The organism is Helicovermis profundi, assembly GCF_033097505.1.
Classification (GTDB): domain Bacteria; phylum Bacillota; class Clostridia; order Peptostreptococcales; family Acidaminobacteraceae; genus Helicovermis; species Helicovermis profundi.
In genome coordinates, this window is the sequence record NZ_AP028654.1 from 1008119 (window position 1) to 1031002 (window position 22884).

Annotated in this window: 21 protein-coding genes and 1 pseudogene; 15 read left to right on the forward strand and 7 right to left on the reverse strand. The window is 25.5% G+C overall.

Translation table 11 applies throughout. From position 1 onward, the window contains the following. Positions 1-15: 15 nt before the first annotated feature. The 3 genes and pseudogenes from AACH12_RS04360 to AACH12_RS04370 all read left to right on the forward strand — a co-directional run. Entirely contained in the window at positions 16-1320 is a 1305-nt protein-coding gene (locus tag AACH12_RS04360) for an MJ1477/TM1410 family putative glycoside hydrolase (protein ID WP_338536855.1), read from the forward strand. A gap of 188 nt (positions 1321-1508) precedes the next feature. Continuing rightward, positions 1509-2519, forward strand: a complete 1011-nt coding sequence (locus AACH12_RS04365) for a cation diffusion facilitator family transporter (RefSeq protein ID WP_338536856.1) — start codon at positions 1509-1511, stop codon at positions 2517-2519. A gap of 90 nt (positions 2520-2609) precedes the next feature. Continuing rightward, a pseudogene (locus AACH12_RS04370) lies at positions 2610-2921 on the forward strand (Spx/MgsR family RNA polymerase-binding regulatory protein); the annotation flags it as partial. 94 nt (positions 2922-3015) lie between these two features. Here the strand turns inward: AACH12_RS04370 and AACH12_RS04375 are convergent. Then, on the reverse strand, positions 3016-3330 hold the full coding sequence (locus AACH12_RS04375) for a hypothetical protein (protein WP_338536857.1): 315 nt from the start codon (positions 3328-3330) through the stop codon (positions 3016-3018). Positions 3331-3458: 128 nt separating this feature from the next. On the opposite strand from AACH12_RS04375, the gene AACH12_RS04380 reads away from it, so the two are divergent. Continuing rightward, positions 3459-5621: a DNA topoisomerase III gene (locus AACH12_RS04380; protein WP_338536858.1), complete on the forward strand. Its 2163-nt coding sequence runs from the start codon at positions 3459-3461 to the stop codon at positions 5619-5621. A gap of 46 nt (positions 5622-5667) precedes the next feature. Here the strand turns inward: AACH12_RS04380 and AACH12_RS04385 are convergent, their stop codons facing one another. The 4 genes from AACH12_RS04385 to AACH12_RS04400 all read right to left on the reverse strand — a co-directional run bounded on the left by AACH12_RS04385 (position 5668) and on the right by AACH12_RS04400 (position 8437). Beyond that, positions 5668-6270, reverse strand: coding sequence for a LysE/ArgO family amino acid transporter (locus AACH12_RS04385; protein WP_338536859.1), 603 nt, complete (start codon positions 6268-6270; stop codon positions 5668-5670). A gap of 186 nt (positions 6271-6456) precedes the next feature. Beyond that, positions 6457-6990: a glutathione peroxidase gene (locus tag AACH12_RS04390; protein WP_338536860.1), complete on the reverse strand. Its 534-nt coding sequence runs from the start codon at positions 6988-6990 to the stop codon at positions 6457-6459. A gap of 141 nt (positions 6991-7131) precedes the next feature. Beyond that, on the reverse strand, positions 7132-7596 hold the full coding sequence (locus AACH12_RS04395; RefSeq protein WP_338536861.1) for a MarR family winged helix-turn-helix transcriptional regulator: 465 nt from the start codon (positions 7594-7596) through the stop codon (positions 7132-7134). Positions 7597-7669: 73 nt separating this feature from the next. Next, positions 7670-8437: a PfkB family carbohydrate kinase gene (locus AACH12_RS04400; protein ID WP_338536862.1), complete on the reverse strand. Its 768-nt coding sequence runs from the start codon at positions 8435-8437 to the stop codon at positions 7670-7672. Between the two features lie 101 nt (positions 8438-8538). Between AACH12_RS04400 and AACH12_RS04405 the strand changes: the two genes are divergently transcribed. The 5 genes from AACH12_RS04405 (at position 8539) to fdhD (ending at position 12832) form a co-directional block, all read left to right on the forward strand. After that, positions 8539-8955 carry an EamA family transporter gene (locus tag AACH12_RS04405; RefSeq protein WP_338536863.1) on the forward strand — a complete coding sequence of 139 codons (417 nt, stop codon included), beginning with the start codon at positions 8539-8541 and terminating at the stop codon, positions 8953-8955. Positions 8956-9071: 116 nt separating this feature from the next. After that, positions 9072-10850 carry a methyl-accepting chemotaxis protein gene (locus tag AACH12_RS04410; RefSeq protein WP_338536864.1) on the forward strand — a complete coding sequence of 593 codons (1779 nt, stop codon included), beginning with the start codon at positions 9072-9074 and terminating at the stop codon, positions 10848-10850. A 101-nt stretch (positions 10851-10951) separates the two neighbouring features. Next, the gene (locus AACH12_RS04415; protein WP_338536865.1) at positions 10952-11428 is read left to right on the forward strand and encodes a methylated-DNA--[protein]-cysteine S-methyltransferase; all 477 of its coding nucleotides are present in this window, start codon (positions 10952-10954) and stop codon (positions 11426-11428) included. Between the two features lie 25 nt (positions 11429-11453). Beyond that, positions 11454-12050, forward strand: coding sequence for a molybdenum cofactor guanylyltransferase (locus tag AACH12_RS04420; protein ID WP_338536866.1), 597 nt, complete (start codon positions 11454-11456; stop codon positions 12048-12050). Between the two features lie 14 nt (positions 12051-12064). After that, positions 12065-12832, forward strand: a complete 768-nt coding sequence (fdhD, locus tag AACH12_RS04425; RefSeq protein ID WP_338536867.1) for a formate dehydrogenase accessory sulfurtransferase FdhD — start codon at positions 12065-12067, stop codon at positions 12830-12832. Between the two features lie 175 nt (positions 12833-13007). Here fdhD and AACH12_RS04430 read toward each other — a convergent pair whose 3' ends face one another. Continuing rightward, positions 13008-14858, reverse strand: a complete 1851-nt coding sequence (locus tag AACH12_RS04430; protein WP_338536868.1) for an IS1634 family transposase — start codon at positions 14856-14858, stop codon at positions 13008-13010. 125 nt (positions 14859-14983) lie between these two features. Between AACH12_RS04430 and AACH12_RS04435 the strand changes: the two genes are divergently transcribed. Then, on the forward strand, positions 14984-15103 hold the full coding sequence (locus AACH12_RS04435) for a formate dehydrogenase accessory sulfurtransferase FdhD (RefSeq protein ID WP_338536869.1): 120 nt from the start codon (positions 14984-14986) through the stop codon (positions 15101-15103). A gap of 79 nt (positions 15104-15182) precedes the next feature. On the opposite strand, the gene AACH12_RS04440 is transcribed toward AACH12_RS04435, so the two are convergent. Next, positions 15183-17033 carry a hypothetical protein gene (locus tag AACH12_RS04440; protein WP_338536870.1) on the reverse strand — a complete coding sequence of 617 codons (1851 nt, stop codon included), beginning with the start codon at positions 17031-17033 and terminating at the stop codon, positions 15183-15185. Between the two features lie 232 nt (positions 17034-17265). Between AACH12_RS04440 and AACH12_RS04445 the strand changes: the two genes are divergently transcribed. The 5 genes from AACH12_RS04445 to AACH12_RS04465 all read left to right on the forward strand — a co-directional run bounded on the left by AACH12_RS04445 (position 17266) and on the right by AACH12_RS04465 (position 22846). Beyond that, a complete protein-coding gene (locus AACH12_RS04445; protein ID WP_338536871.1) occupies positions 17266-18462 on the forward strand; it encodes a metallophosphoesterase family protein in 1197 nt (398 codons plus the stop codon). Between the two features lie 17 nt (positions 18463-18479). Further along, positions 18480-21020: an AAA family ATPase gene (locus tag AACH12_RS04450; protein WP_338536872.1), complete on the forward strand. Its 2541-nt coding sequence runs from the start codon at positions 18480-18482 to the stop codon at positions 21018-21020. A gap of 70 nt (positions 21021-21090) precedes the next feature. After that, positions 21091-21336 carry a hypothetical protein gene (locus AACH12_RS04455; protein ID WP_338536873.1) on the forward strand — a complete coding sequence of 82 codons (246 nt, stop codon included), beginning with the start codon at positions 21091-21093 and terminating at the stop codon, positions 21334-21336. Between the two features lie 33 nt (positions 21337-21369). Beyond that, positions 21370-22239: a cation diffusion facilitator family transporter gene (locus AACH12_RS04460; protein WP_338536874.1), complete on the forward strand. Its 870-nt coding sequence runs from the start codon at positions 21370-21372 to the stop codon at positions 22237-22239. Between the two features lie 136 nt (positions 22240-22375). Beyond that, positions 22376-22846 (forward strand): hypothetical protein, encoded by a 471-nt coding sequence (locus tag AACH12_RS04465; RefSeq protein WP_338536875.1) that lies wholly within the window; start codon positions 22376-22378, stop codon positions 22844-22846. Positions 22847-22884 lie beyond the last annotated feature (38 nt).

Genomic DNA, 22884 nt, shown 5'->3' on the forward strand with positions numbered 1-22884 from the left:
TACAAGGAGGTTTTTATGAAAAAAATTTTATTAATTATAATATTTCAAATAGTAGTAATTACATTTACGTTTTCTGAAAATCTAACATCTAACGTAAGTGTATTTATAGATGGAAATAAAGTGATTTTTAATGAGAATCTTGCTAGTCCATTTGTTGATAAAAATAATAGAACTTTAGTTCCATTAAGAACTGTTTTTGAAAAATACGGAGCGAAGGTTAATTGGAACTTCTTAAAGCAAGAAGCTACTATAGATTACAATAATCATTTTTTAGAAATTCCTATTGGTGAAAATTATATATATGAAGACAATATAAAGTACAAAAATTTTGCGAAAGCTATAATTAAAAATAACAGAACTTATATACCAGTAAGAAAAATAATTGAGCTTATTGGCGGTAAAGTAAATTATGATTCAAATACTAAAACTGTTATTATTAATCATAATTATAAAGTTAGAGATGAGGTATTAATAAAAAACAAACTGCTATATCAACTTCAAAATTTAAATATTGATGACGTAATTAATTCTGGATATAAAATAATAATTATGGATTATTCTGAAGATGGTAGTGAAAACGATGCATATAGTAAAGACGAGATTCAAAGACTCAAAAATAGTAAAATAACTCCATTAGCTTACATTAGTATTGGAGAAGCAGAAAAATATCGTTATTATTGGAATGATACTTTTAAAAAAGAGAATTTTATTGGTATAGAAAATAGAGACTGGCAAGGTAATTATAAAGTTAGATATTGGGACAGTGAGTGGAAAAATATAGTATTTACTTACCTAGACAAATTAATTGACAGTGGCTTTGATGGTGCTTATCTTGATATTGTTGATGCTTATGAGTATTGGTCAGATGATGAAAATAAGGAAAAAAATCTTTTTAGTGACCCTAAAAGTGAAAAACAAAGTGCAAAGCTAATGATTCAATTCATTAAGGAAATTAATCAGTATTGTAAAAGCAAAAATCCAAATTTTCTTGTTATTCCTCAAAACGGATCAAATATAATTGACTATGATGATGGAACATATATTAGTAATATAGATGGAATTGGAATAGAAGACCTTTGGTTTATGGAAACTGAAAGACGGGAAGATAATGATGTATATAAAAGATTACAAAATCTACAGACCATTAAAAATGCAGGGAAATTTGTATTAGTAACTGATTACATTTATGATGATTTTGATACAAAAGAGAATAATACAAAAAGAGCTAGTATATTTATTAATGAGGCAAATCAAAATGGATTTAAATATTATATTTCAAATAGAAATAGGAATTTAGATGAAATACTTAAAATTAAATAATAAAATTAAATAATAAAATTAAATAATAAAAATAAACAACAACGACTATATGTCGTTGTTGTTTATTTTTAGGTTTTTAAAAGAATTTTAAAAATATAATTTAATAGTATTGACTTCTATATTTATTAGGAGTAATATAAAAACAAACATATGAATAAGTGTTCATATAAAAAATATGAGGTGATGAAATGAAAAAATTAAAAAGTGAAGAGGAACATGAAGTGGATAAATTGAATAATCATAATAGTGAAGACTATAAACATGATCATGATCATTCTCATGACAATACTCACGTTCATGATCATAATCATGGACACAGTCATGATGTATCCAATTTGTCTGGGAAAAAAATATTTTGGGTTACAGTATTAAATGCTACAATAACGATTGCAGAGATTATTGGAGGTATACTTTCGGGTAGTCTTGCTCTTTTATCTGATGCAGTTCACAATTTAAGTGATACAATTGCAATTGCACTTTCTTATGTAGCAAATAGAATTTCTAAGAGGCCAAATGATGAAAAAAAAACGTATGGTTATAAGAGAGCAGAAATACTTGCAGCTTTTATTAATTCATCAGTTTTATTTGCTTTATCTATAATTTTAATATTTGAAGCATTTAATAGATGGAAAAATCCTGAGACAATCAATGGGAACCTAATGATAATAGTGGCGTTCATTGGTTTAGTAGCAAATTTTGTTTCAATGTATTTGCTTGAAAAGGATTCTCATGGAAATTTAAATATTAAATCAAGTTATCTTCATTTATTAGGTGATACTATTTCATCTGTTGGAGTATTAGGTGGGGGCTTACTTATTAAATATTTTGGAATTGTATTTGTAGATCCTCTAATTACTATTCTAATTTCTTTATATATACTAAGAGAGACATGGCATATAATTAAAAAAACAATAGATATTTTAATGCAGTCTTCAGCTGATCTTTCATATGAAACAATAAAAATTGACATTGAAAATATTGAGAAAGTTAAAAACTTGCACCATGTTCACTCGTGGATGTCTAATGAAAAAACAATACATTTTGAAGCACATATTGACTTAGAAGACATGATGCTTTCAGAAGTAGAATTAATTTATGAGAAAGTTAATCATATATTAATTGATAAATATAGTGTGGATCATATCACTATTCAAGCAGAAGTTGATAAATGTAAAGATAAAAATTTATTTAAATGTTGATTTTTTTATAGTAAAATAATATATAAACATTATTTTTTAGGAGGATTTATGAATAAATTATTTTGCTACCCCAAATGAAGTACTTGCAGAAAAACTGTAAATTGGCTGGAAGCCAATAAAATTGAATTTGAATATATTGATATTACAAAATATCCACCAGGTGCTGAATTAATTGAAAAATTATTTTTAAGTAGTGAATATACCTTAAAGAAGCTCTTTAACACATCTGGCGTCAGGTATAGGGAATTAAAATTAAAAGATAAATTAGCAAATATGTCGGATAAAGAGGCTTTTGATTTATTAGCTACAGATGGAAAATTAATTAAAAGACCTTTCTTTATTTTTGATGGTAAATTGCAAATAGGTTTTAAAGAAGAAGTATGGAGTAAGTTATTTTTATAAACTAGAATAAATATCAATAGATGTTTAAGACTATTGATATTTATTTTTTAATATAAAAAAATCCAAATAAAATATATAATAAGTTGAAATTAAATTAGTTTTTGAATTTATAATTTCTTTTTGTACTTAAATATTTATATATTAAGTACGGAAGATACTTATTTGCGTGTATATTAAGTTTGCCACAGTTTTTCATAATGCCTTTATATAATTCTTCATTGATTTTTAATGTAATTTTTTTTGGATTTTCTTTGAAATCTAATGGATAATAATCTTCTATATTATCAGCCATTCTATCATTTGAAAGCAAAAAATTTATTTTCTTTTTTATAGTTATATCCTCATTTTTACATATTGTTTTTAAATCATCATAATATTGTTCGTTTAATGTAAATTTAACAACTTTCATAAACTAGCTCCTTTGAAAAATACTGTGTATTATTTTAATCTTAAATTATAAAAATTAATGTTATAATAGTTTTATTATAGCAAAAAGATAATGTTTGTCATTATCTTTTTTTTCTTTGAGAGGTAGATATGAGTAAAAGACTAATATTAGCTGAAAAACCTTCAGTTGGAAAAGAAATAGCAAGGGTACTTAATTGTAAAAATAAAAAAAATGGATATTTTGAAGGAAATGATTCTATTGTAACTTGGGCATATGGTCACTTAGTTACTTTAGGGGACCCTGAAGTATATGATGATAAGTATAAAAACTGGGTGCTTGATGATTTGCCGATTATTCCCGAAAAATTAAAGACTGTAATAATAGGTAAAACAGCTAGACAATATAAAATAGTAAAAGATTTAATGTTAAGAAAAGATATAGGAGAAATTATTATTGCAACAGATGCAGGTAGAGAAGGAGAACTAGTTGCAAGGTGGGTTATTGAAAAAGTACGCACTAAAAAGCCTATAAAAAGACTTTGGATATCTTCAGTAACCGATAAAGCTATAAGAGATGGTTTTAATAACTTACAGCCAGGCAAAAAATATGAAAATTTATTTAAAGCTGCTACTGCAAGAGCTGAAAGTGACTGGATAGTAGGAATTAATGGAACACGTGCACTTACAACAAAACATAATGCCCAGCTTAGTCTTGGAAGAGTTCAAACACCAACTCTTGCACTAATTAGTCAAAGAGAAGATCAAATTAGAAAATTTACGCCAAAAAAATATTACGGTATAAAAATTTTAGTAGACAAAATTAATGAAAATTTTATCTATAAATCTGATAATCAAAGAATTTTCGATGAAAAAAAAATTGATGATATTATAAATACTATAAAGTATAAAGATGCAAAAGTAACAAGCATTATAAAAAAAGATAAAAAAGAATACTCAAATAAACTATATGATTTAACTTCGCTTCAAAGAGATGCATTTAATAAATATGGATATTCTCCTAAAATGACACTATCTTTAATGCAAAGGCTTTATGAATTTCATAAAATATTGTCGTATCCACGTACTGATTCAAATTACCTTACTGATGATATGGTTGCTACACTTAAAGATAGACTTAAAACCATTCAAATAAATCCGTATAGAAAATTTGCATTTAATATTATGAGAGGAACGATAAAAAAATCAAAGCATTTTGTTGATGAAAGTAAAGTAAGTGATCATCATGCCATTATACCAACAGAAGAAAGTATATTAATTAGTTCCCTAAGCTTTGATGAAAGAAGAATTTATGAATTAGTTGTTCAAAGATTTTTAGAAGTACTTATGCCACCATACGAATACGAAGAAACTGTAGTAACTTTATCTGTGGAAGGGTATCAGTTTTTGGCGTCTTATAATAATATTAAAAGGATTGGATTTAAAGTGATTGGTCAAAGTGGTGAAAAACAAGAAAAATCTTTTCATATAGTAAAAAATCAATCAATTAGAGTCATGAATGTAAGCAAAACAATTGGAGAAACAAAGCCACTTCCATATTTTAATGAAGCTACTCTTTTAGGTGCTATGGAGAATCCTTCAAAATTCATTAAAGAAGGGGAAACAGAACTGAAAAAAATACTGACTGAAACGGGTGGACTTGGCACTGTTGCTACAAGAGCAGAAATAATTGAAAAGCTTTTTCAAGTAAAATATATGGAGAAAAAAGCTACTAGTATTAGACTTACAAAAAAAGGTAAACAAATTCTTGAATTAGTTCCTAAAGAACTAAAAAGTCCACTACTAAGCGCAAAATGGGAAAGAAATTTAAAACTAATTGAAAATGGGAAATTAGATAAAAAAGAATTTATTGATGATATGAAAGAATATACTTTTTCAGTTGTAAATCAAATTAAAAGTGAAAAGAAAATTTACAAACATGATAATTTAACAGGAAAAAAATGTCCTAATTGTGGTAAAGATATGATGATGATTGATAATAAAAAGGGGAAAATGCTAGTTTGTGTTGATAGAGAATGTGGATATCGTGAAAGGATATCTATGTTAACAAATGCTCGGTGTCCAAATTGTCATAAAAAACTATCGTTAAGAGGTGAAAAAGGTAGTCAGATTTTTACATGTTCATGCGGCTATAAAGAAAGTATGACGTCATTTGAAAAACGAAAAAATGAAAGAAAGAAACAAGGTGGTAAGAATGATTACGCAAACTATGTAAAAAAGCAAAAACAAATTGAAGCTAAAGAAAAATTAGAAGATAATCCATTTGCTAAAGCATTAAAAGGATTAAAATTTTAGAAAAAGTAAAGCCATAGAAATTCAATATTTCTGTGGCTTTATCTTGCTAAGCAAAGAAATTTAAAGCTAATTTAATACCAAAACCAATTAAAATTATTCCACATACTTTATTAATAATATTAATGAGATTTGAACTAAAGCTATTTTTAAATTTTGAAATAAAAATAGAAAGACTCATAAACCATGTAAATGATGCAGCAGAAACACCAATTATGAAATAAATAACGTTTTGACCTGACAAAATAGCTCTAAATCCGCTTAATAAAAGAGTACCATCAATAATAGCTTGTGGGTTTAGCCATGTAACAGCGAAGCATGTTAATACAATTTGCCACAGTGATTTGTTTAAGTCAAGTTTATCTTCTTTTTCATGTTTACTTTTAAATAACATAAATCCAATAAATATTACTGCAATACTTCCAATTCCGAGTGTTATAATTTTTAAAACAGGAATTTTTTCTAGTAGTATTCCTATTCCAAAGTAGCAACTTAAAGCTAAGGCAATATCAAAAAAAATAGTAATCAAAGCAACTTCAATTGCTCTTAATCTTGATTTACTAATCGCTGTATTTATAACGTACAAATTTTGCATACCAATAGGCATTACATATGCTAGACCTAACATAAACCCTTGAAAAAAAACATTCATAACTTCTCTCCTTATTTGATGCTAAATGTTGTAATCGGTTAATTATAACATTTTACATGTTAATAACGCATAAAATAATGAAATAATATATAAATTAATTGTAAAAAAGCGTATCCGAAATGTAGTATTAACCTTTTGGATACGCTTTTTTATTCTATATTTTATTATTTTTACACTGATTAGATACTATTTTAAATATTCTAATATATCTGCTTCAATTGATTCAGGTAAAATTTCTGATTCATATCTTTTGATTACTTTACCATTTGTATCAACTAAGAACTTAGTGAAATTCCATTTAATTTCACTATCTAGATAAGTCGGAGCATTACTTGATAAAAATTCTTTAAGTTTGCTTCCTTCAATAAATCCTTCAAAAGGTTTAGATTTAACTAAATATTTGAAAAGTGGATCTGCATTTTCACCATTGACTTCAATTTTTTGAGATAGTGGGAAAGTTACGCCGTAATTAATTTTACAAAATGAAACAATATCTTCTTTGGCGCCAGGCTCTTGATCTAAAAATTGATTACAAGGGAATCCTATAATTTCAAAGCCTTTAGTATTATGCTTCTGATAAAGTTTCTGTAAAGATTCATATTGTGGTGTAAAACCACATTTGCTTGCTGTGTTAACGACTAGTAGTACTTTTCCTTTGTAATCTAATAGGCTCTCTTTTTCATCATCTGTGTTTATAAAACTATAATTATATATACTCATAATAACCTCCGAATTTTTTTATTTAATCTTGTACGATTAATCTTACAAGATTAGTATAGCTCCGTTTAGTTTAAATGTCAATAACTAATATAAAAAAATCCATTGATTTATATTTAGTAGTATAAATCAATGAATCACTTATTACTTGTATTTTTTTTCTGCTACTTCTAATTTCATTGCAATTTCATCTAAAATAGCTATATATTTTTTATATTCTTCAGTTGTTAATTTAAGCTGGTTACCTAAAGTAGTTGGAACAGTTACAGCGTTGTTTTTCAAAAGTTTGCCATTTTTGGTTATTATTACAATAGTTTTTCTATCATCATTTTTATCTTTTTCCTTAAGTAGATAACCTAATTTTTCTAATCGATCTAAGAGTGGAGTTAGAGTGCCTGTTTTAAGTTCCAGTTTTTCTCCAAGTAATTTAAAGTTTATTGTTTCTTCATCCCATAAAACTAGCATAACCAAATATTGAGGATAGGTTAAATTCAATGCCTTTAATAGTGGTTTATAAAGTCTAGTCATTTTTCTTGATGAAGAATATAATCTAAAACATAATTGTTTATCTAACTTTAATAAATCATTTTCTTCTTTTGAGTTATTCATAATTTTATTGCAGTAAATAATATATTACTGCATCCTCCTTTTTATAGTTTAGCAATATTTAATAATTTACAGATTAAATAAAATTAATTATTTTAAACCCGCCTTTTAAAGAACAACTTTTCTCAGCATAATTGGTAGCCTTTCTTAAAGATTCGATTTTATTAACCCCATTTAAATAGTTGTCAATTAAAATGGTGTCAAATAAGTCGCCAGCACCTATAGTATAATTAAGTTTAGTTGTATTTCCATTAATGAATAGATCATCCCATTTAGCACCTTTTTCTCCTAATTTAATTATATTGCATTTAGTTAATGTATGTTCATTGATATTTCCAATTTTAATTATATTATCAGGAAAATTTATATTTTTTAAAAGAAAGGCTCTAGGTCCTACATCAAAAAAAATATTTTTATAATTTAAATTTAGTGCAGTATTTATTGATTCAACATGAATTTCGCTAGTTAATACTAAAGATTCGTTTCTTAAATTACTTGAATTAATTTTTAGTGAAAAGTCATTTACACCTCTCTTAACAGAAAACATTTTATCATTTTTAGCGATGAAAGATCCAGTGTAACCATTAATAATTGAAATATTTTTAGTATCAAAATCATAAGTTTTTAATTCTTCTAAAATATATTTTCCTTTTTCGTCATTACCTATATTGCCAAAAAAATTAACATTATGACCTAATAGATGTAAACCGAGGGCAATAGTAAGACCCGATCCACCTATTGTTTCAATAATTTCTTTTCCTTTACTTGTATCATAGATATAAGTATCTACGAATATGGCTCCCAAAACATCAATATCCATATATCTTTTTAGATGAAAAATCATCTATCTCCTTTTTATTTTATACTTAATTATAGTATACTAAGGCTGAGAAATAATATTAAATTTTATTTTTCTTAAATATTCATTTATAAAGTGAGGTATGTATGTATTACATTTCGTTTATTATAGTGATAATTTCCGGTGCATTTTATCATATTACTCAAAAATCAATATCTGAGGGTTCTAATCCTTTTCTCTCACTCTTTATAACATATTTAGTTGCAATAACTGTTTCATTTTTTCTGTATTTAACATCCAAAAATACTAGTTTTCTTTTAGATGTTAAAGCTATAAAACCGGCTAGTTATTTTTTAGGGTTTGTAATCGTCGGTTTGGAAATGGGATTTTTAATAGCTTACAGAAGTGGATGGAATATTGGTAAACTGAGTATGATAAATAGTATTACAGTTGCACTAATTTTAATTCCAGTTGGAATTTTCATGTTTGGTGAACATATATCTACAAAAAGCATTGTGGGAATTATTATTTCTATAATTGGGCTTGTTATTATGAGATTGTAATTTTAAAAATATCTATAGTTAGTATAGATATTTTTTTTTGATATTTATTATTATTTTGGGGTAACTAATAAAATGATAAGTAAATATTTTGAAAATAGTGTTTAGGGGGGAGTTATATGAAAAAAATTAGCTCAAAAATTTTATTTGCAGTACTTTTAAATGGACTTATTGCTGTATTATTAATTGGTAGTATTAGTATTTATTCAATGTATAATTTAAATGTAAATAGAATAAATCAAGACGAAACGTTACTTAGAAGTAATTATGATAAGATGATAAAAGCTCAAGTTGAAGAGCTAGTTAATTCTTTAGATGGTGTTAATGAAATGTACACTAATGGAAAAATCACAATAGATCAAGCAAAAGATATCTCAGCTAATGTTATAAGAAAAGCAACATATGGTGAAAGTGGATATTTTTGGACAGATACAATTGAGGGAAAAAATGTAGTTTTTTTAGGTCGTAAAGATGTTGAGGGTACAAATAGAATTGATTTGACTGATAAAAAAGGAAACAAAATAATTAAAAGCTTTATTGAGATAGTAAAAAAAGATGGTAGTGGCTATTATAATTACTATTTTCCTAAAGCTGGTAGCGATGAGCCACTTCCTAAAAGAGCATATATTATGCTTTATAAACCTTTTAATTGGATGATTGGAACAGGTAATTATATAGATGATATAGATAAATATATAAAAGAAGAAAAAACATTATCACTTAAAGAATTTTATAATAAAATAATGATTATGGCTGGTTTCACATTAATTGCAACTATTTTTGCATTTCTATTATCGTTCAAAATAAGTAGATCAATTGTGAAACCACTTTATAGAGTTATTGAAATGATTAAAAAGACTTCTGAATTGAATATTTACGATGACCCTTCGTATGATGATTTATTAACTTTTACAGGTGAAAATGGAGAAATAGCACAATCGCTTGGAAGATTAAGATCAGTACTTAGAAGTATCGTTGTGTCACTTAAAAATGATTCAGATACGCTAAATGAATCTGCATTACTATTAAATGATATATCAAAAGATGGTAAAGAAAGCACTTCTGGCGTTACAATGGCAATTGATGAATTTGCAAAAGGAGCACAAGAACAAGCAGAGGATGCTCAAATTGCAGCTTCGAAAATGCAAGATTTATCCAAGCAGATTGAAGAATCAGTAAACAATTCAAACGTAATAAATGAAATTTCTTCAGAAGTTGATGAAAAGAATAGTAACGGAGTAAAATTAGTTGAAGATTTAGCTGAAAAATTTGAAGTTACTAAAGAATCAACGGAGAAATTAAATACTAATGTTGAAGTTTTGGGTGAGCTTTCTACTAAAATAACAGATATAACAAATCAAATTCAATCAATTGCTCAGCAAACAAATTTACTTGCACTTAATGCTGCAATTGAAGCTGCGAGGGCAGGAGAAGCAGGTAAAGGTTTTGCAGTTGTTGCTGAGGAAATAAGAAAACTTGCTGAAGAAACAACAACTTCAACAGTTGAAATTGAGGGTATTATTGATAGTATATTAAGTGAAATTAAAGAAACTAGAGAAAATATGGATATATCCAAAACTGCAGTTAATGTTTCAGATAAAGTAATGGAAGAGGTTAAAAAAGCTTTTGACGCAATTGAAATAGCAATGAAAAAGAATTTTTCAGAATTAAAAATTCTTTCTACAAATATTGAAAATGTTGATAGTAATAAAAATGTTACTATTGAAGCAATTGAAGGAATCTCAGCGATAACTGAAGAAAATGCAGCTTCGGCAGAAGAAATATCTGCTACAATGGAATCACAAAGTGAATTAATGAATCAAATATTTGAGAATTCAGAAAAAACTAGTATAATTTCTTCAAGTTTAAAATCAATTATTGATAAATTTAATATTTAATTATAAAATAAATTTATTGATATAGTAATTTTTAATAATACTTATGGGTGCACTAATATATTAATTTTTATAATGTATTAGTGCATTGTTTTGGAGGGATAATGAATAATTGTTATATAGCTTATTATAATTCACCAATAGGAATAGTTAAAATCGTTACTAATAAAGAAGCTATTACATCAGTAGGTTTTGTAGATGTAGGAAATCCTAGTGATCTGTCTGAAAATGAGATGCCGGAAATACTTTTAAAAGCAGTAACTCAATTAGATGAGTATTTTAATGGTGAGAGAAAATTATTTGATTTAAATTATGAACTAAAAGGAACTTCTTTTCAATTAAAAGTTTGGAATGCTTTAATGAATATAGAGTTTGGAAAAACATGTTCATATAAAGACATTGCAATAGAAATAGGAAATAGTAAAGCAATGAGGGCAGTTGGTGGAGCAAATAATAAAAATCCAATTGGCATTATGATTCCATGCCATAGAGTGATAGGAGCAAATAAAAAACTTATTGGATATGCTGGTGGTCTAGATAAAAAACAGTGGCTTTTAAATCACGAAAAAAGGTATATTTAATTATATTCAGTTTATAGGAGTACTTATGAAAATAGAAGCAACTGCAGTAATTATGGCTGGAGGAAAGAGCCTCAGGATGGGTTTTGATAAACAAGAGATTAAGATTAATGAAAAGAATCTTGTTCATATTCAAGCCGATATATTAGGTGAGATTTTTAATGAGGTTATAATTATAAGCAATAAACCAGAGTTATATAAGAATTACCATTTAAACGTATATAAAGATATGATTAAAGATCAAGGACCATTAGGTGGTATTCATTCCGCACTAGTTAATTCATCGAATTATTATAATTATTTTATTGCATGTGATATGCCAAATATTAACACTGAGTACATTAAATACATCTATGAAATTATTTTTGAAGATAAGAGTAAAAATGGTATTGTTGCAAAGCTTAATGATTGGATCGAACCTTTTAATAGTTTTTATACAAAAAATTTAATTGAATCAATTGAAATTCATTTGAAAAACGGAAAGAGAAGTGTTTTTTCTTTGTTAAAAAAAAATAAAATCATATATCTTGAAGAAGAAGCTGTTAGAGAATTCAGTAGTGATTGGAGTATGTTTGACAATTTGAATACTCATCATGAATTAAGCGAATATTACTTAAAAATATAAATGGAAGTGAATATATGAGTTTTACTAAGCGAGTAGAAATTAAAAGAAATGAACTTGGAAAAGAAATTTTAAAAGAGGATATTGTTGTAATAGAAGAGCCTTTTACAATGTTTATAAACGCTAAGGAATTTATTACACTTCTTTGTTCACCAAATAATATTAAAGAACTTATAGTTGGATTTTTATTTAGTGAAGGATTAATAGAAACATATGAAGATATAACTTCAATATCTGTTGATAAATCAAGAGGCCTTGCTTATATTTATATCATAAATGATCTTCATACTCATAAAGAATATAGTGGTAAAAGAGTGATTACAACAGGCTGTGGAAAAGGAAGCGGTGTATATAATTTTAGTGATCTACTTAGAAAAAAAGAAATGGTCAATGCCGAAGAAAAATCTGTGCCAAATGAAAAAACTATTTTTTTTATTGCTTCGAAGATCAATGATATTTCTCCAGTTTTTAAAGAAACAGGAGGAGTACATTCATGTAGTCTTTGGGAAGAAAATCAATTAATTTATTCATTTGAAGACATAGGAAGGCATAATGCGCTTGATAAAATTATTGGGAAAATATTAATAGAAAAATATGATGTGTCAAATAAAATTTTGCTTTCTAGTGGCAGAATATCTTCTGAAATGTTGATCAAATGCGCAAAAATTGGGATAGCAGTAATAATATCTAGATCAGCACCCACATCGTTAGCCATCAAATTATCGAAAGAATTAGGAGTAGTTTTAATTGGATTTGCAAGAGGAAAAAAATTTAATATATACTAAAAAAATATTAAATTTATAAAAGAAAAAGTCGTAAAATTTTATTATTAAAAGTTTACGACTTTTTTAATTTGTTAAAGGTTTACTTCCTGACTTTGGAACATCATTTAACTAAAAAAATGCTATAATCACTTGAAAATCAAGGTTTATAGCATTTTTAAGTTTTGTGCAAAACTCACTACATTTTATTAATTATTTTTGAAATTGTATCCTTAAATGTAATACTATCTTTAAATTTAAATATATTCTTATTTATATCACTTTTTAATAACTTATCTGATATCATATACAATTTGTCTATTCCATAATCTATTTCAGCTAATTTAAAATTTGATAATCCATTTATTATTTCATGTGTTGATAATTTAATTTCAACCTTCTTTAATTTGTACTCCAATAATCTTTGAAGGACTAGGGCTACATAACAAACAAGGAAATGTGATCTAATACGTCTTGATTTAAAGTGATATACAGGTCTTGCTTCTATGTTCGTTTTTAATATCCTAAACGATTCCTCAATTTTATAAAGTGACCTGTATGCTTTCATAATCGATACTGGATCCATAGCTAACTTGTTTGTAACTATATAAAAATATCCAAAATTTTCTCGTTCTGCTGATATTTTTCCTTCATCTATTTCTACTAGTATTTTTTCTTTAGGATTTTCAGTAGCTTTGTAATATCTACTCTTTGATTTGGCAGTTGCATTTTTTGTGAAGTCTTTTAAATTTTTCTGAGCCTTTTCAATTGTCTTTTTTTGCTTAATCATTTCACGTTCTTTGTATAAATCAGAATATTTCTTGATTACCAACTCTTTATAATTTTCACCTTCATGTGAAGCTGTTCGAATAGCTGTGATATAACCACTTCTATATTTAGAATCTTTCCCAGATGTAATATTCCAAGTTTGATCAAACTTTGTCTTTTTAATTTTATCAGGAACTGAACTAGACTTTGAACCAACAATATAATTTAAACCTTTGTCTCTAATCATCTTTAGATTTTTTTTTGAGTTTAAGCCTCTATCTGCAACAATGACAATATCCTTTATTTTATAATTATGGAGGACATCATCAATAACCTTTTCCATTGTATGAAGTTCATGTTCATTTCCTCTAAATAGCTTATATGAGATTGGAATCCCATCAGAATCAATTAATAATCCCATTACTACTTGTGTTTCATTTCTTTTATTGTCTTTACTCATTCCACGTTCTCTAAGTTCATCTTCAATAAATGACTCAAAGTAATAAGTTGTGCAGTCATAAAGAGCAAATGACATATTTCTTTCTGGTATAATTTTATCTATAGTTTTATTAAGATGCTTAAATAATTTGTTTTCAGTCAATTTAAAATTCTCATCATACGATTCTGTAAGTACATCAATCTCTTGTAAAGTATTGTTGATATTTGATTCTAGTATCTTTTTAACTTCATCATCTACAGTTGATATAAGAGCATTCATATCATTAATAACTGTACATTTTTCAGATAATTCTTTTGATTTATGTTTATTAAATCCAGAAAAAACATCTAGACTTGAGTAAATATTGTCATTATTTATGAAACTGAAATCATAAAGAAAATCATCTTTTCTTTTAGCTACTTCATGTTTACTAGCAGGATTAAATAATCGTCCTAATATTTGATAAAACATCATATCACTAAAGTTATACTCTAGTTTAGAGTCTTTAGTTAATTTGTTAAAAAATCTAGGTAACTTCAACTCATTAAAGATTGATAGATATGGTAAATAGCCAATATTTTTATTATTAAGAGAAAGCTTTTGATTAGCTATAAAATCTTTAAATGATTTAAATCCTTTAGCTTCTTTTTCGAACCTAATCATTTCTTTTAAATCAACCTCTGCTTTAGCTAAAGCTTTTTTTCCTTCTTTTGAATTTAAGTCATGTGAACCATAGCTTTTAATCATTATTTTTTTTGATTTTTTAGTTTCAGGATCTCTAATCCCTTTAGCAATAGAAATATAATATTTTCCATTTCTTGATTTAGATTTACTAACATACATACATATTCTCCTTTATATATATTATACATCATTTCTTTCCTCACGGCAAGTTGTGAGGAAAGAAATACAAAAAATAATGAGAAATATTGAAATATCAACAATAACTCATTATTAGTTGCAAATTTATGTTCCAAAGTCAGGTAATATCTAGATCAGCACCCACATCGTTAGCCATCAAATTATCGAAAGAATTAGGAGTAGTTTTAATTGGATTTGCAAGAGGAAAAAAATTTAATATATACTAAAAAAATATTAAATTTATAAAAGAAAAAGTCGTAAAATTTTATTATTAAAAGTTTACGACTTTTTTAATTTGTTAAAGGTTTACTTGTAAGTTTCCATTTCTATATCGTCAACCCAAACTGTTGAGCCTAAAGAGTCAAATGTAATCGTTAGCTTGTTAATTTTTGATGTATTAACTTTTACTTGAACCATTTCCCAAACGTTTTCGGCTTTTGGTGTAAATGATATAGATTTAGAGAATTTGCTTACTCCATCGCTATAACCTTTAAAGTCAATTCCAATTTCATTTGTATTATCAGACATTACCCATAAAGATATTATATAGTTTTTATCAATTGAAATATTGTCTAAAGAAATTGTTGATTTACCTTTATTTTTTGTTAAATCAAGTTTAATTGAATGATTACCGCTTCTAAATATTTCATAATCGTCAATTACGTTGCCACTACTATCATATGTGATTGAATATTTATCAAGTTTTTCTTTTACTTCGGCAGAAATATCTGTTCCATCTCCATTTATTGGATTCATATCAGTTGCTTTGTAAGCAATATTTTCTTCATAAGCTTCACTCCATAAATCGTTTGCATCTTTTACTTTTAAAGAAACTGTATAATCGCCATCACTTTTAAAATTAAGAATCAATTCATCAAGTTTATCTGAAGTATAAAGAACATCTTTTCCTTTTGTAACTGTCCAAACAGCTTTTACAATCTTATTATTTTTACCAAACACTTTACTAGTATTAGTAAATTTAATTGAATCTTCATAGCTTGTTCTTTCATATGAAGCAACTGGTGGTTGATCCTTTTTAAATAAAGGTAAAATAAATACTATTGCTACTGCTAACAGTAATCCGAGTAATGCGAAAAGAATTATTCCTGACGTTTTTTTCTTTTCTGGTCTTTCTTCAGTAGAATCTTCATTAATATTAGAAATGTTTAGTCCATCAAGTTCAATTTCGTTACTATCATTATTAATTATATTATCATTAGCATAGTCTTCTTTAGTTGAATTATCTAATTTATTTTCGTTCTTTGACTTATCTAAATCAAAGTCATCTTCAGTATTCGAATTTGTGAGCAATTTTTCATCTGAAGAATTTTGAGTAGGATCATTTTTAATTTCTTCTAAATTATCGTTAATTTCAGGTGTATTTGGACTAGAAGTTTCACTTAAATCCTCAGCATTAACTTCATAAGTATTTTCTTTATCAAGTAATGATTTTGCAGCCAAAGCACCGAGGCTAGCGTTTCCAAGATTACTTAAAATTTCTGAATTATCATTATTAATAGGTGCATCTTTTGAAATGACATTTTCTTCAAACGCACTTCTCATTGAGTTAAATGAAAGAAATTTTGTAGAATCATTTTTTAGCTCGTCAACAAAGTCTGTAATTCTAGGAGAGGAATTACTAGTGAGTTTATTAATTTTATTAAGGACTGATGTAATTTTTGAAGTAACTTTGTTAAATGGAGTTATAGATTTTATTGCATCATCAATAATAATTAATTCATTAAAAAATAAATGATCATCTTTTACAATAATTTGATTTTCATCAATAAATATGTTTTTAAAGTAATTATTAAAAGAATCATAATTATTAATTTTATTAATATATTCATTTGCAAGTAAATTAGCTTTTTCTGCAGATAAAGTATTTTCTTTTAAGTAATTGCTGAAAGAAGTTCCTTCTTTATATTCAGTTACAGAAATTATTTCATTTTCATTTTCTTCGATATGTATTAAGTTAGTTAAGGAACTTTTTAAATTGTTAAAAAATTCAGTATTAAAAATATCGTTTTTATTAAAAATATTAATTACTACAACGTCATCAGCAGAATCTATTTTAGTTCCCATTAATATCTTTTGATAATCATTTTTTTCAAAAACTTCTAAAATATTAAAAAGTTGTTTATATTGTTCGCTCATTTTTTCACCTCTTTATAACATATAGTTCTAAAACGTATTAATTGCCACTTATAAAATTATCCATTTAGTATTACTTCTTTATTTTAACAAAAAATCCTTTAAAATAGTAATATAAAAACAAATAAAATAATATTGTAATATTTTGTGTTGAGCGAATACAATATTTAATAGCATTTCTTATAAATATTTGTTAAAATAAAACAGAACATACTTTCGCATTGGAGGTGTTAAAGTGATAAAAATACTACATATTGCAGACGTTCACTTTGGAAATAATTTTCTTAATAAAAATGAAGAATTATCAAATTTATTGATTTTAGGAATAGAAAAATCTTTTAAAAAAGCTGTTGATTTTTCTATTAATAATAATATAGATTTATTAATTATTGCTGGAGATTTATTTGACTCAAAAGATATAGCTTATAGAATTAAACAGTTTGTTTTAAGCGAATTTGAAAGATTAGAAAAACACAAAATAAATATAGCTTACGCACTAGGCAATCATGATTGCGTTTTATACCAAGATGATTATTTTATAAAAAATTTACCATCTAACGTTATCGTATTCGATAGTGAAAAAGTAAAAAAAGTAACTTTAAATTCTATCGATAATACGCCTTATGAGATTATTGGAATAGGGCATAGTAAAGAAATTGTAAAGGAAAATTTAATAAGAAACTTTCCTGTTAAACATAATGACATTGTGACTATAGGAATAGCTCATTGCAATGTATATAGTGCAAATGGCATAGGAAAAGAGGAAAAATATTTACCAACATCATTTAAGGATTTGGAAATAAAAAATTATGATTATTGGGCATTGGGACATATGCATAAAAGAGATAAATTAAGCGAAAGAATAATTTATTCAGGTTCTCTTCAAGGTTTGTCTATAAAAGAAATTGGAAGTAAAGGTGGAACTTTTATTACTATAGGTGAGAACAATTTTGAAGAAAATGCCATAGAATTTGCAGAAATTATTTGGCGAGAAGAAAAAATTACAGTAGACGAAAGCATAAATTCAATTGATTCATTAAGAAATTTTGTTAGTGAATATTTTATTAATTTAGATATTAAATCGAATGAAATTATTAGATTGATTGTTGATGGCGAATGTAAATTAAAAAGAAATTTAATTTCAAAAGAAGATATTTTATTCTTGGAAAATTACTTTAAGGACAAATATAACTTGAAAAATATAGAAATGATTATTGGAATTTCATATAAATATAATTTAGAAAAATATAAAATTGAAAAAAATTTTTTGGGTTATTTTTTAAATAATTTTAAAAGTGATGACATTGAAAATTTAGTAAAAAGTGAAGAACTGTATTGTTTTGATAATGATATAAAAACCAATACAGTCGAATTTGAAAAAAAGGTTAATACTATTAAAAATAAAATTATAGATACAATTATAAAATATTAATATTGAGGACTGTTTGCATGTTAAAAGAAATTGAATTAAATAGATACGGTAAATATAAAGATAAGAAATTTAAATTTAAAAATGGACTTAATTTTATTGTAGGAAACAACGAAGAAGGAAAAACAACTCTTATTAATGCGATAAAAGATCTTTTATTTGGCTTCAATAGTCCTAGATTGAAAAATAATAAATATTCTCCGTGGAATGGTAAGTCTGTAGAAATTGGTGGAAAATTTATTGTTGATGGATCTGAAATAAATCTTAAAAGAGAAATTAGTAATTCTCTAAAAAGTTATTTTAAACAAGGTGAGTCAATTACAAAACTTTCAAATAAAGTTTTTCCGTATTATGACTATTTATCAAAGGAAACTTATTCATATATATACGCAATCACACAAGATGAGATGAATTTATTAACTTCTAAATCATGGAATTCAATTATGGAGAGCTTAATAGAAAATTACGGTGTCGAAAACTTTAATACTCCGAGTGAAGCAATTGCAATTCTTCAAAAAGAAAAAAATGAAATTCTTAGAGATTCAAAGCGAGGAAACTATAAAATTAAAGAAATAGATAATAAAATTTCTAAGCTTAGAAATGAACTGTTAAATTCAGAAAAATTAGAATTGGAATTATTAAGTATTAAAAATAATAAAAAAAGTATTTTTAAGGAAATAAGTGGTATAGAAAATGAATTGAAATTACTTACAAAAAAACTTAAAGAAAAAAATGAGCTTAAAATTCAAATTGATAAATATAGAGAAATAAAAAATGAAAACATACAATATTCTTTAAATTTAGATAAATTGGATACAACAATTGATTTATTAGAAAATTTAATTGTTATTAATCAATCACTTAATGAATTGAATTTAAGTAAAAAAATGTATAATCTTGAATTAATAAAAAATTTAAGCAAAATTAAAGCATTAAATGAGGATGAATTAAAGTATTTAGAGTATGAAAATGATATTTTGATATTTCCATCTAAATATGAAAATATTAAATTATTTGAGAAGATAATAGAAAAGGGAAAAGAAAAAATAATAAAACTGAAAAAAAATATCAAAAAAACAGAAATTGAACTTTTTGATACTTGTCTTAATCAAGAGATTATAAGTAAAATCAAAAAATTGAATTTAACAAAGATTAAAATTGATAGTGATATTAAATTCAAAAATAAAATTAAAGTAACTAAAAATTTAGCTATAGATTTAATTTTAATTGTTATGAGCGTGGTTGCTTACAGTATTTTTAAGTATATAAAAACAGATAATTTTTTTACACTAGCTTATATTTTTCTCGCAATAGGTATTTTTGACTTTGTAAAAAGCATATATTTGGGAAAAAAATACGGAGAAAACTATAGTTTAGAACAAATTAAGAATTTACCTATTGAAAAAAAATATTTTTATCCAGTAAACTATATGTACTTAGAGAAACTTGAAAAGTATATTGTAGAATTAGATGAGTTGGAAATTGAAGAAAATGAATTAGAAAATAAAATAAATGAATATAAAAAATTTATTTTTGATTTTAAAGAAAACCTTTTTTGTGTATTTTCGAAGGATAATTATAAAGTTAATCTGGAATTTAGTAATGATTTTGAACATACTCTTAAGGAATTGGCTAGTAAATTATTCAAAATAAAGAAAATAAATGAACTAAATAAATCAATAAATAATTCAAATAAAGCAGTTCAAAAAAATATTGATGATACAGTTAATAAAATACTAAAACTAGATAAAAAAAAGGAGTTAATAGAAAATGAACTTAAAAATTTATTTTTAAGTGCTCATAATATAAATATAAATTTTTTAATTAATAACTTAGAAAATATTAGAAAATTAAATTTAAAATTAAATATGTATAAAGAAAAATATTTAAGCAAAATACAAGAGAATAATGGTAAATTTAATAATGAGTTTTTAAATCAAAATTTAGAGACTATAGATACAGAAGTTATAGATTTAGAAAGTACACAAGCTATATTGTTAAACAAGATAAATGAATTAGGAAAAACTAACGCTCAACTTACTGAGAGAGAGCAATCTTTTGAAACTTTTAGACAAATGGATATAGTAAGCAAAGATTTAGAATTAAGTAAAAACTTAAAAAGTGAATTATTAGAAGAACGAGATTTAATATACTTATCAATTAAAGTTTTAGAGATGTATGATGAGAAATATAAAATTATAAATCAACCAAATATAATAAAAAGAGCAAAAGAATACTTCGCGTTTATTACTTCAAATAAATATAGTGAAATCTTTATGGATACTGCAGAGAATAATGTAGTATTTTTAGCAACGGATTATGGAGAAAAATCGATAAATAACAGTTTTTCAAAGGGCACAAAAGAGCAATTGTATTTTTGTTTAAGACTTTCTATAATTGAAAATATTGAAAAAAACGAAAAATATAAATTACCGCTTGTCTTTGATGAGACATTTGCAAACTGGGATGATAATAGATATAAAAAAGCACTAAGTTTAATTGAAAATAATTTTAAAAATAGAGTAGTGCTTATTTTATCGTGTCATGATAGAATAATTTAAAGGTTAAAGCAGTATTACGTAATGTACAAGTGTAATTGTATCAAATTTTTATAGCAAGAAGGTGAGTAAGATGAAGAATGTAACAAATGATTTGGAATTTGAAAAATCTAGAATGGAAATATTAAAACGCTCAGGTAAAAGTTTACCTAATTATGCGAAGGGAAATAATAAATATGCATGGGAATATGAAATTGAACAATTGAAAAAAAGACAAAAACTTGATAAATTTTTTTTAATTGGTTCAATTTGTGGCATAATCTCGCTTATAATTAGTATTACATTAAATTTCGGACAGATAGTAGCTCTATTTAAATAGCACTACCATTTGTCATTAGTATAGGAGTCAAATATGAGTAATGATAAATTATTAGTAAATATCACCAGAAATACCATTGTTTTAAATATTCTTTTATCTTTTTTTAAAGTAATAGTAGGTATATTTGGAAGAAGTAGTGTATTAATAGCGGATGGTATCCATTCAGCTTCTGATGTTATAACAACCATAGTAGCTTTTATTGGTGTTAAAATTGCAGGAAAAAGTGATGATGAAGATCATCAATATGGTCATGAAAAGTTAGAACCAGTTATGAGTAAACTCTTAGCTATTTTTTTATTTGTTACTGCTGTCTTTTTAGCATACAATGCTTTTAAAAATATTCAAGCTGCAAATTACAGTGAACCAAGTGTTGTTACATTAGTCATAGCCGTTGTTTCAATTGTTGTTAAAGAATGGATGTATAGATACACATTAAAAGGTAGTTTAATACTTGAATCATCAGCTCTTAAAGCAGATGCATGGCATCATAGATCAGATGCATTTTCTTCCGTAGCTGCTGTGGTAGGTATTGGCGGAGCAATGATGGGCTATTTTATATTAGAGCCTATTGTAACTATTGGTATTAGTGCATTTATCATGAAAATATCAGTAGATATTTATATTGAATCAGTAAAAGAGTTAATTGATACAGCAGTTGATAGTGATACATTAAAAGAAATTAAATTCATTGTTAATGAAGTAAATGGAGTTCTTAGTATTGATTTGTTAAAAACTAGGTTGCATGCATCAAAAATATACGTTGATATTGAAATTGGAGTTGAAGAGTCACTTTCTCTTAAAGAAGCACATTGTATAGCTGAAAGTGTACATAATCAATTGGAAACTAAAAATAAAAAAATAAAACATTGTATGGTACATGTGAATCCTGTGAAAAGGACTTAAATTGTTTCAAATACTGTAATATTTTCAGAAATGTTAAAAAAGGTCAAAAAAATTTTTTAAAAAAACATTTGTTATAATTATTTATTTTGGGTATAAGTATTAATAGATAGCATAATCTTATATAGGAGTTGATAATATGACAGTACATTTTTTCTATGATTATAAGGATGAATTAATTAAAAGTTTAAGTGATCATTATTCAGAGGATATTAAAAAGAAAGAAGTAGAAAAATTTAAAAAACATCAAATTTTTGAGGCTGAAGAAACAATTAAAGCGTATTTTGCAAATCTTTGGAAGGATATAGAACCTATTGTAGAAGCATCAAACGGTGAAATCGAAATTGATTTTAGTGAAGAGAATGTAGTACTTGATTTTTCTATTAAGAAAAATTTTATTAAATTTTCTAAAAAAGGTAATTCAATTGAAATTAAAATAGGAAGGTATATTCCTGAGGAAGATATAGTTGAAGCTGAGATTCATGGATATATTGTTCCAGGTGAAAAAAGGGCTATTGTTAAAAAGCTTGGAAAAGTCCATGATGGAAGCACTTTTGAGGAAAGTTTAATAAATTATTATTTAAAACTTGCTTTTAACGAATTATTTTAAATACTGATAAGCTACATACATATATTAATGTATGTAGC

Coding starts and splice junctions, on each gene's coding strand:
- AACH12_RS04360 (WP_338536855.1), top strand. CDS start 16: ATGAAAAAAATTTTATTAATTATAATATTTCAAATAGTAGTAATTACA.
- AACH12_RS04365 (WP_338536856.1), top strand. CDS start 1,509: ATGAAAAAATTAAAAAGTGAAGAGGAACATGAAGTGGATAAATTGAAT.
- AACH12_RS04375 (WP_338536857.1), bottom strand. CDS start 3,330: ATGAAAGTTGTTAAATTTACATTAAACGAACAATATTATGATGATTTA.
- AACH12_RS04380 (WP_338536858.1), top strand. CDS start 3,459: ATGAGTAAAAGACTAATATTAGCTGAAAAACCTTCAGTTGGAAAAGAA.
- AACH12_RS04385 (WP_338536859.1), bottom strand. CDS start 6,270: ATGAATGTTTTTTTTCAAGGGTTTATGTTAGGTCTAGCATATGTAATG.
- AACH12_RS04390 (WP_338536860.1), bottom strand. CDS start 6,990: ATGAGTATATATAATTATAGTTTTATAAACACAGATGATGAAAAAGAG.
- AACH12_RS04395 (WP_338536861.1), bottom strand. CDS start 7,596: ATGAATAACTCAAAAGAAGAAAATGATTTATTAAAGTTAGATAAACAA.
- AACH12_RS04400 (WP_338536862.1), bottom strand. CDS start 8,437: ATGATTTTTCATCTAAAAAGATATATGGATATTGATGTTTTGGGAGCC.
- AACH12_RS04405 (WP_338536863.1), top strand. CDS start 8,539: ATGTATTACATTTCGTTTATTATAGTGATAATTTCCGGTGCATTTTAT.
- AACH12_RS04410 (WP_338536864.1), top strand. CDS start 9,072: ATGAAAAAAATTAGCTCAAAAATTTTATTTGCAGTACTTTTAAATGGA.
- AACH12_RS04415 (WP_338536865.1), top strand. CDS start 10,952: ATGAATAATTGTTATATAGCTTATTATAATTCACCAATAGGAATAGTT.
- AACH12_RS04420 (WP_338536866.1), top strand. CDS start 11,454: ATGAAAATAGAAGCAACTGCAGTAATTATGGCTGGAGGAAAGAGCCTC.
- fdhD (WP_338536867.1), top strand. CDS start 12,065: ATGAGTTTTACTAAGCGAGTAGAAATTAAAAGAAATGAACTTGGAAAA.
- AACH12_RS04430 (WP_338536868.1), bottom strand. CDS start 14,858: ATGTATGTTAGTAAATCTAAATCAAGAAATGGAAAATATTATATTTCT.
- AACH12_RS04435 (WP_338536869.1), top strand. CDS start 14,984: ATGTTCCAAAGTCAGGTAATATCTAGATCAGCACCCACATCGTTAGCC.
- AACH12_RS04440 (WP_338536870.1), bottom strand. CDS start 17,033: ATGAGCGAACAATATAAACAACTTTTTAATATTTTAGAAGTTTTTGAA.
- AACH12_RS04450 (WP_338536872.1), top strand. CDS start 18,480: ATGTTAAAAGAAATTGAATTAAATAGATACGGTAAATATAAAGATAAG.
- AACH12_RS04455 (WP_338536873.1), top strand. CDS start 21,091: ATGAAGAATGTAACAAATGATTTGGAATTTGAAAAATCTAGAATGGAA.
- AACH12_RS04460 (WP_338536874.1), top strand. CDS start 21,370: ATGAGTAATGATAAATTATTAGTAAATATCACCAGAAATACCATTGTT.
- AACH12_RS04465 (WP_338536875.1), top strand. CDS start 22,376: ATGACAGTACATTTTTTCTATGATTATAAGGATGAATTAATTAAAAGT.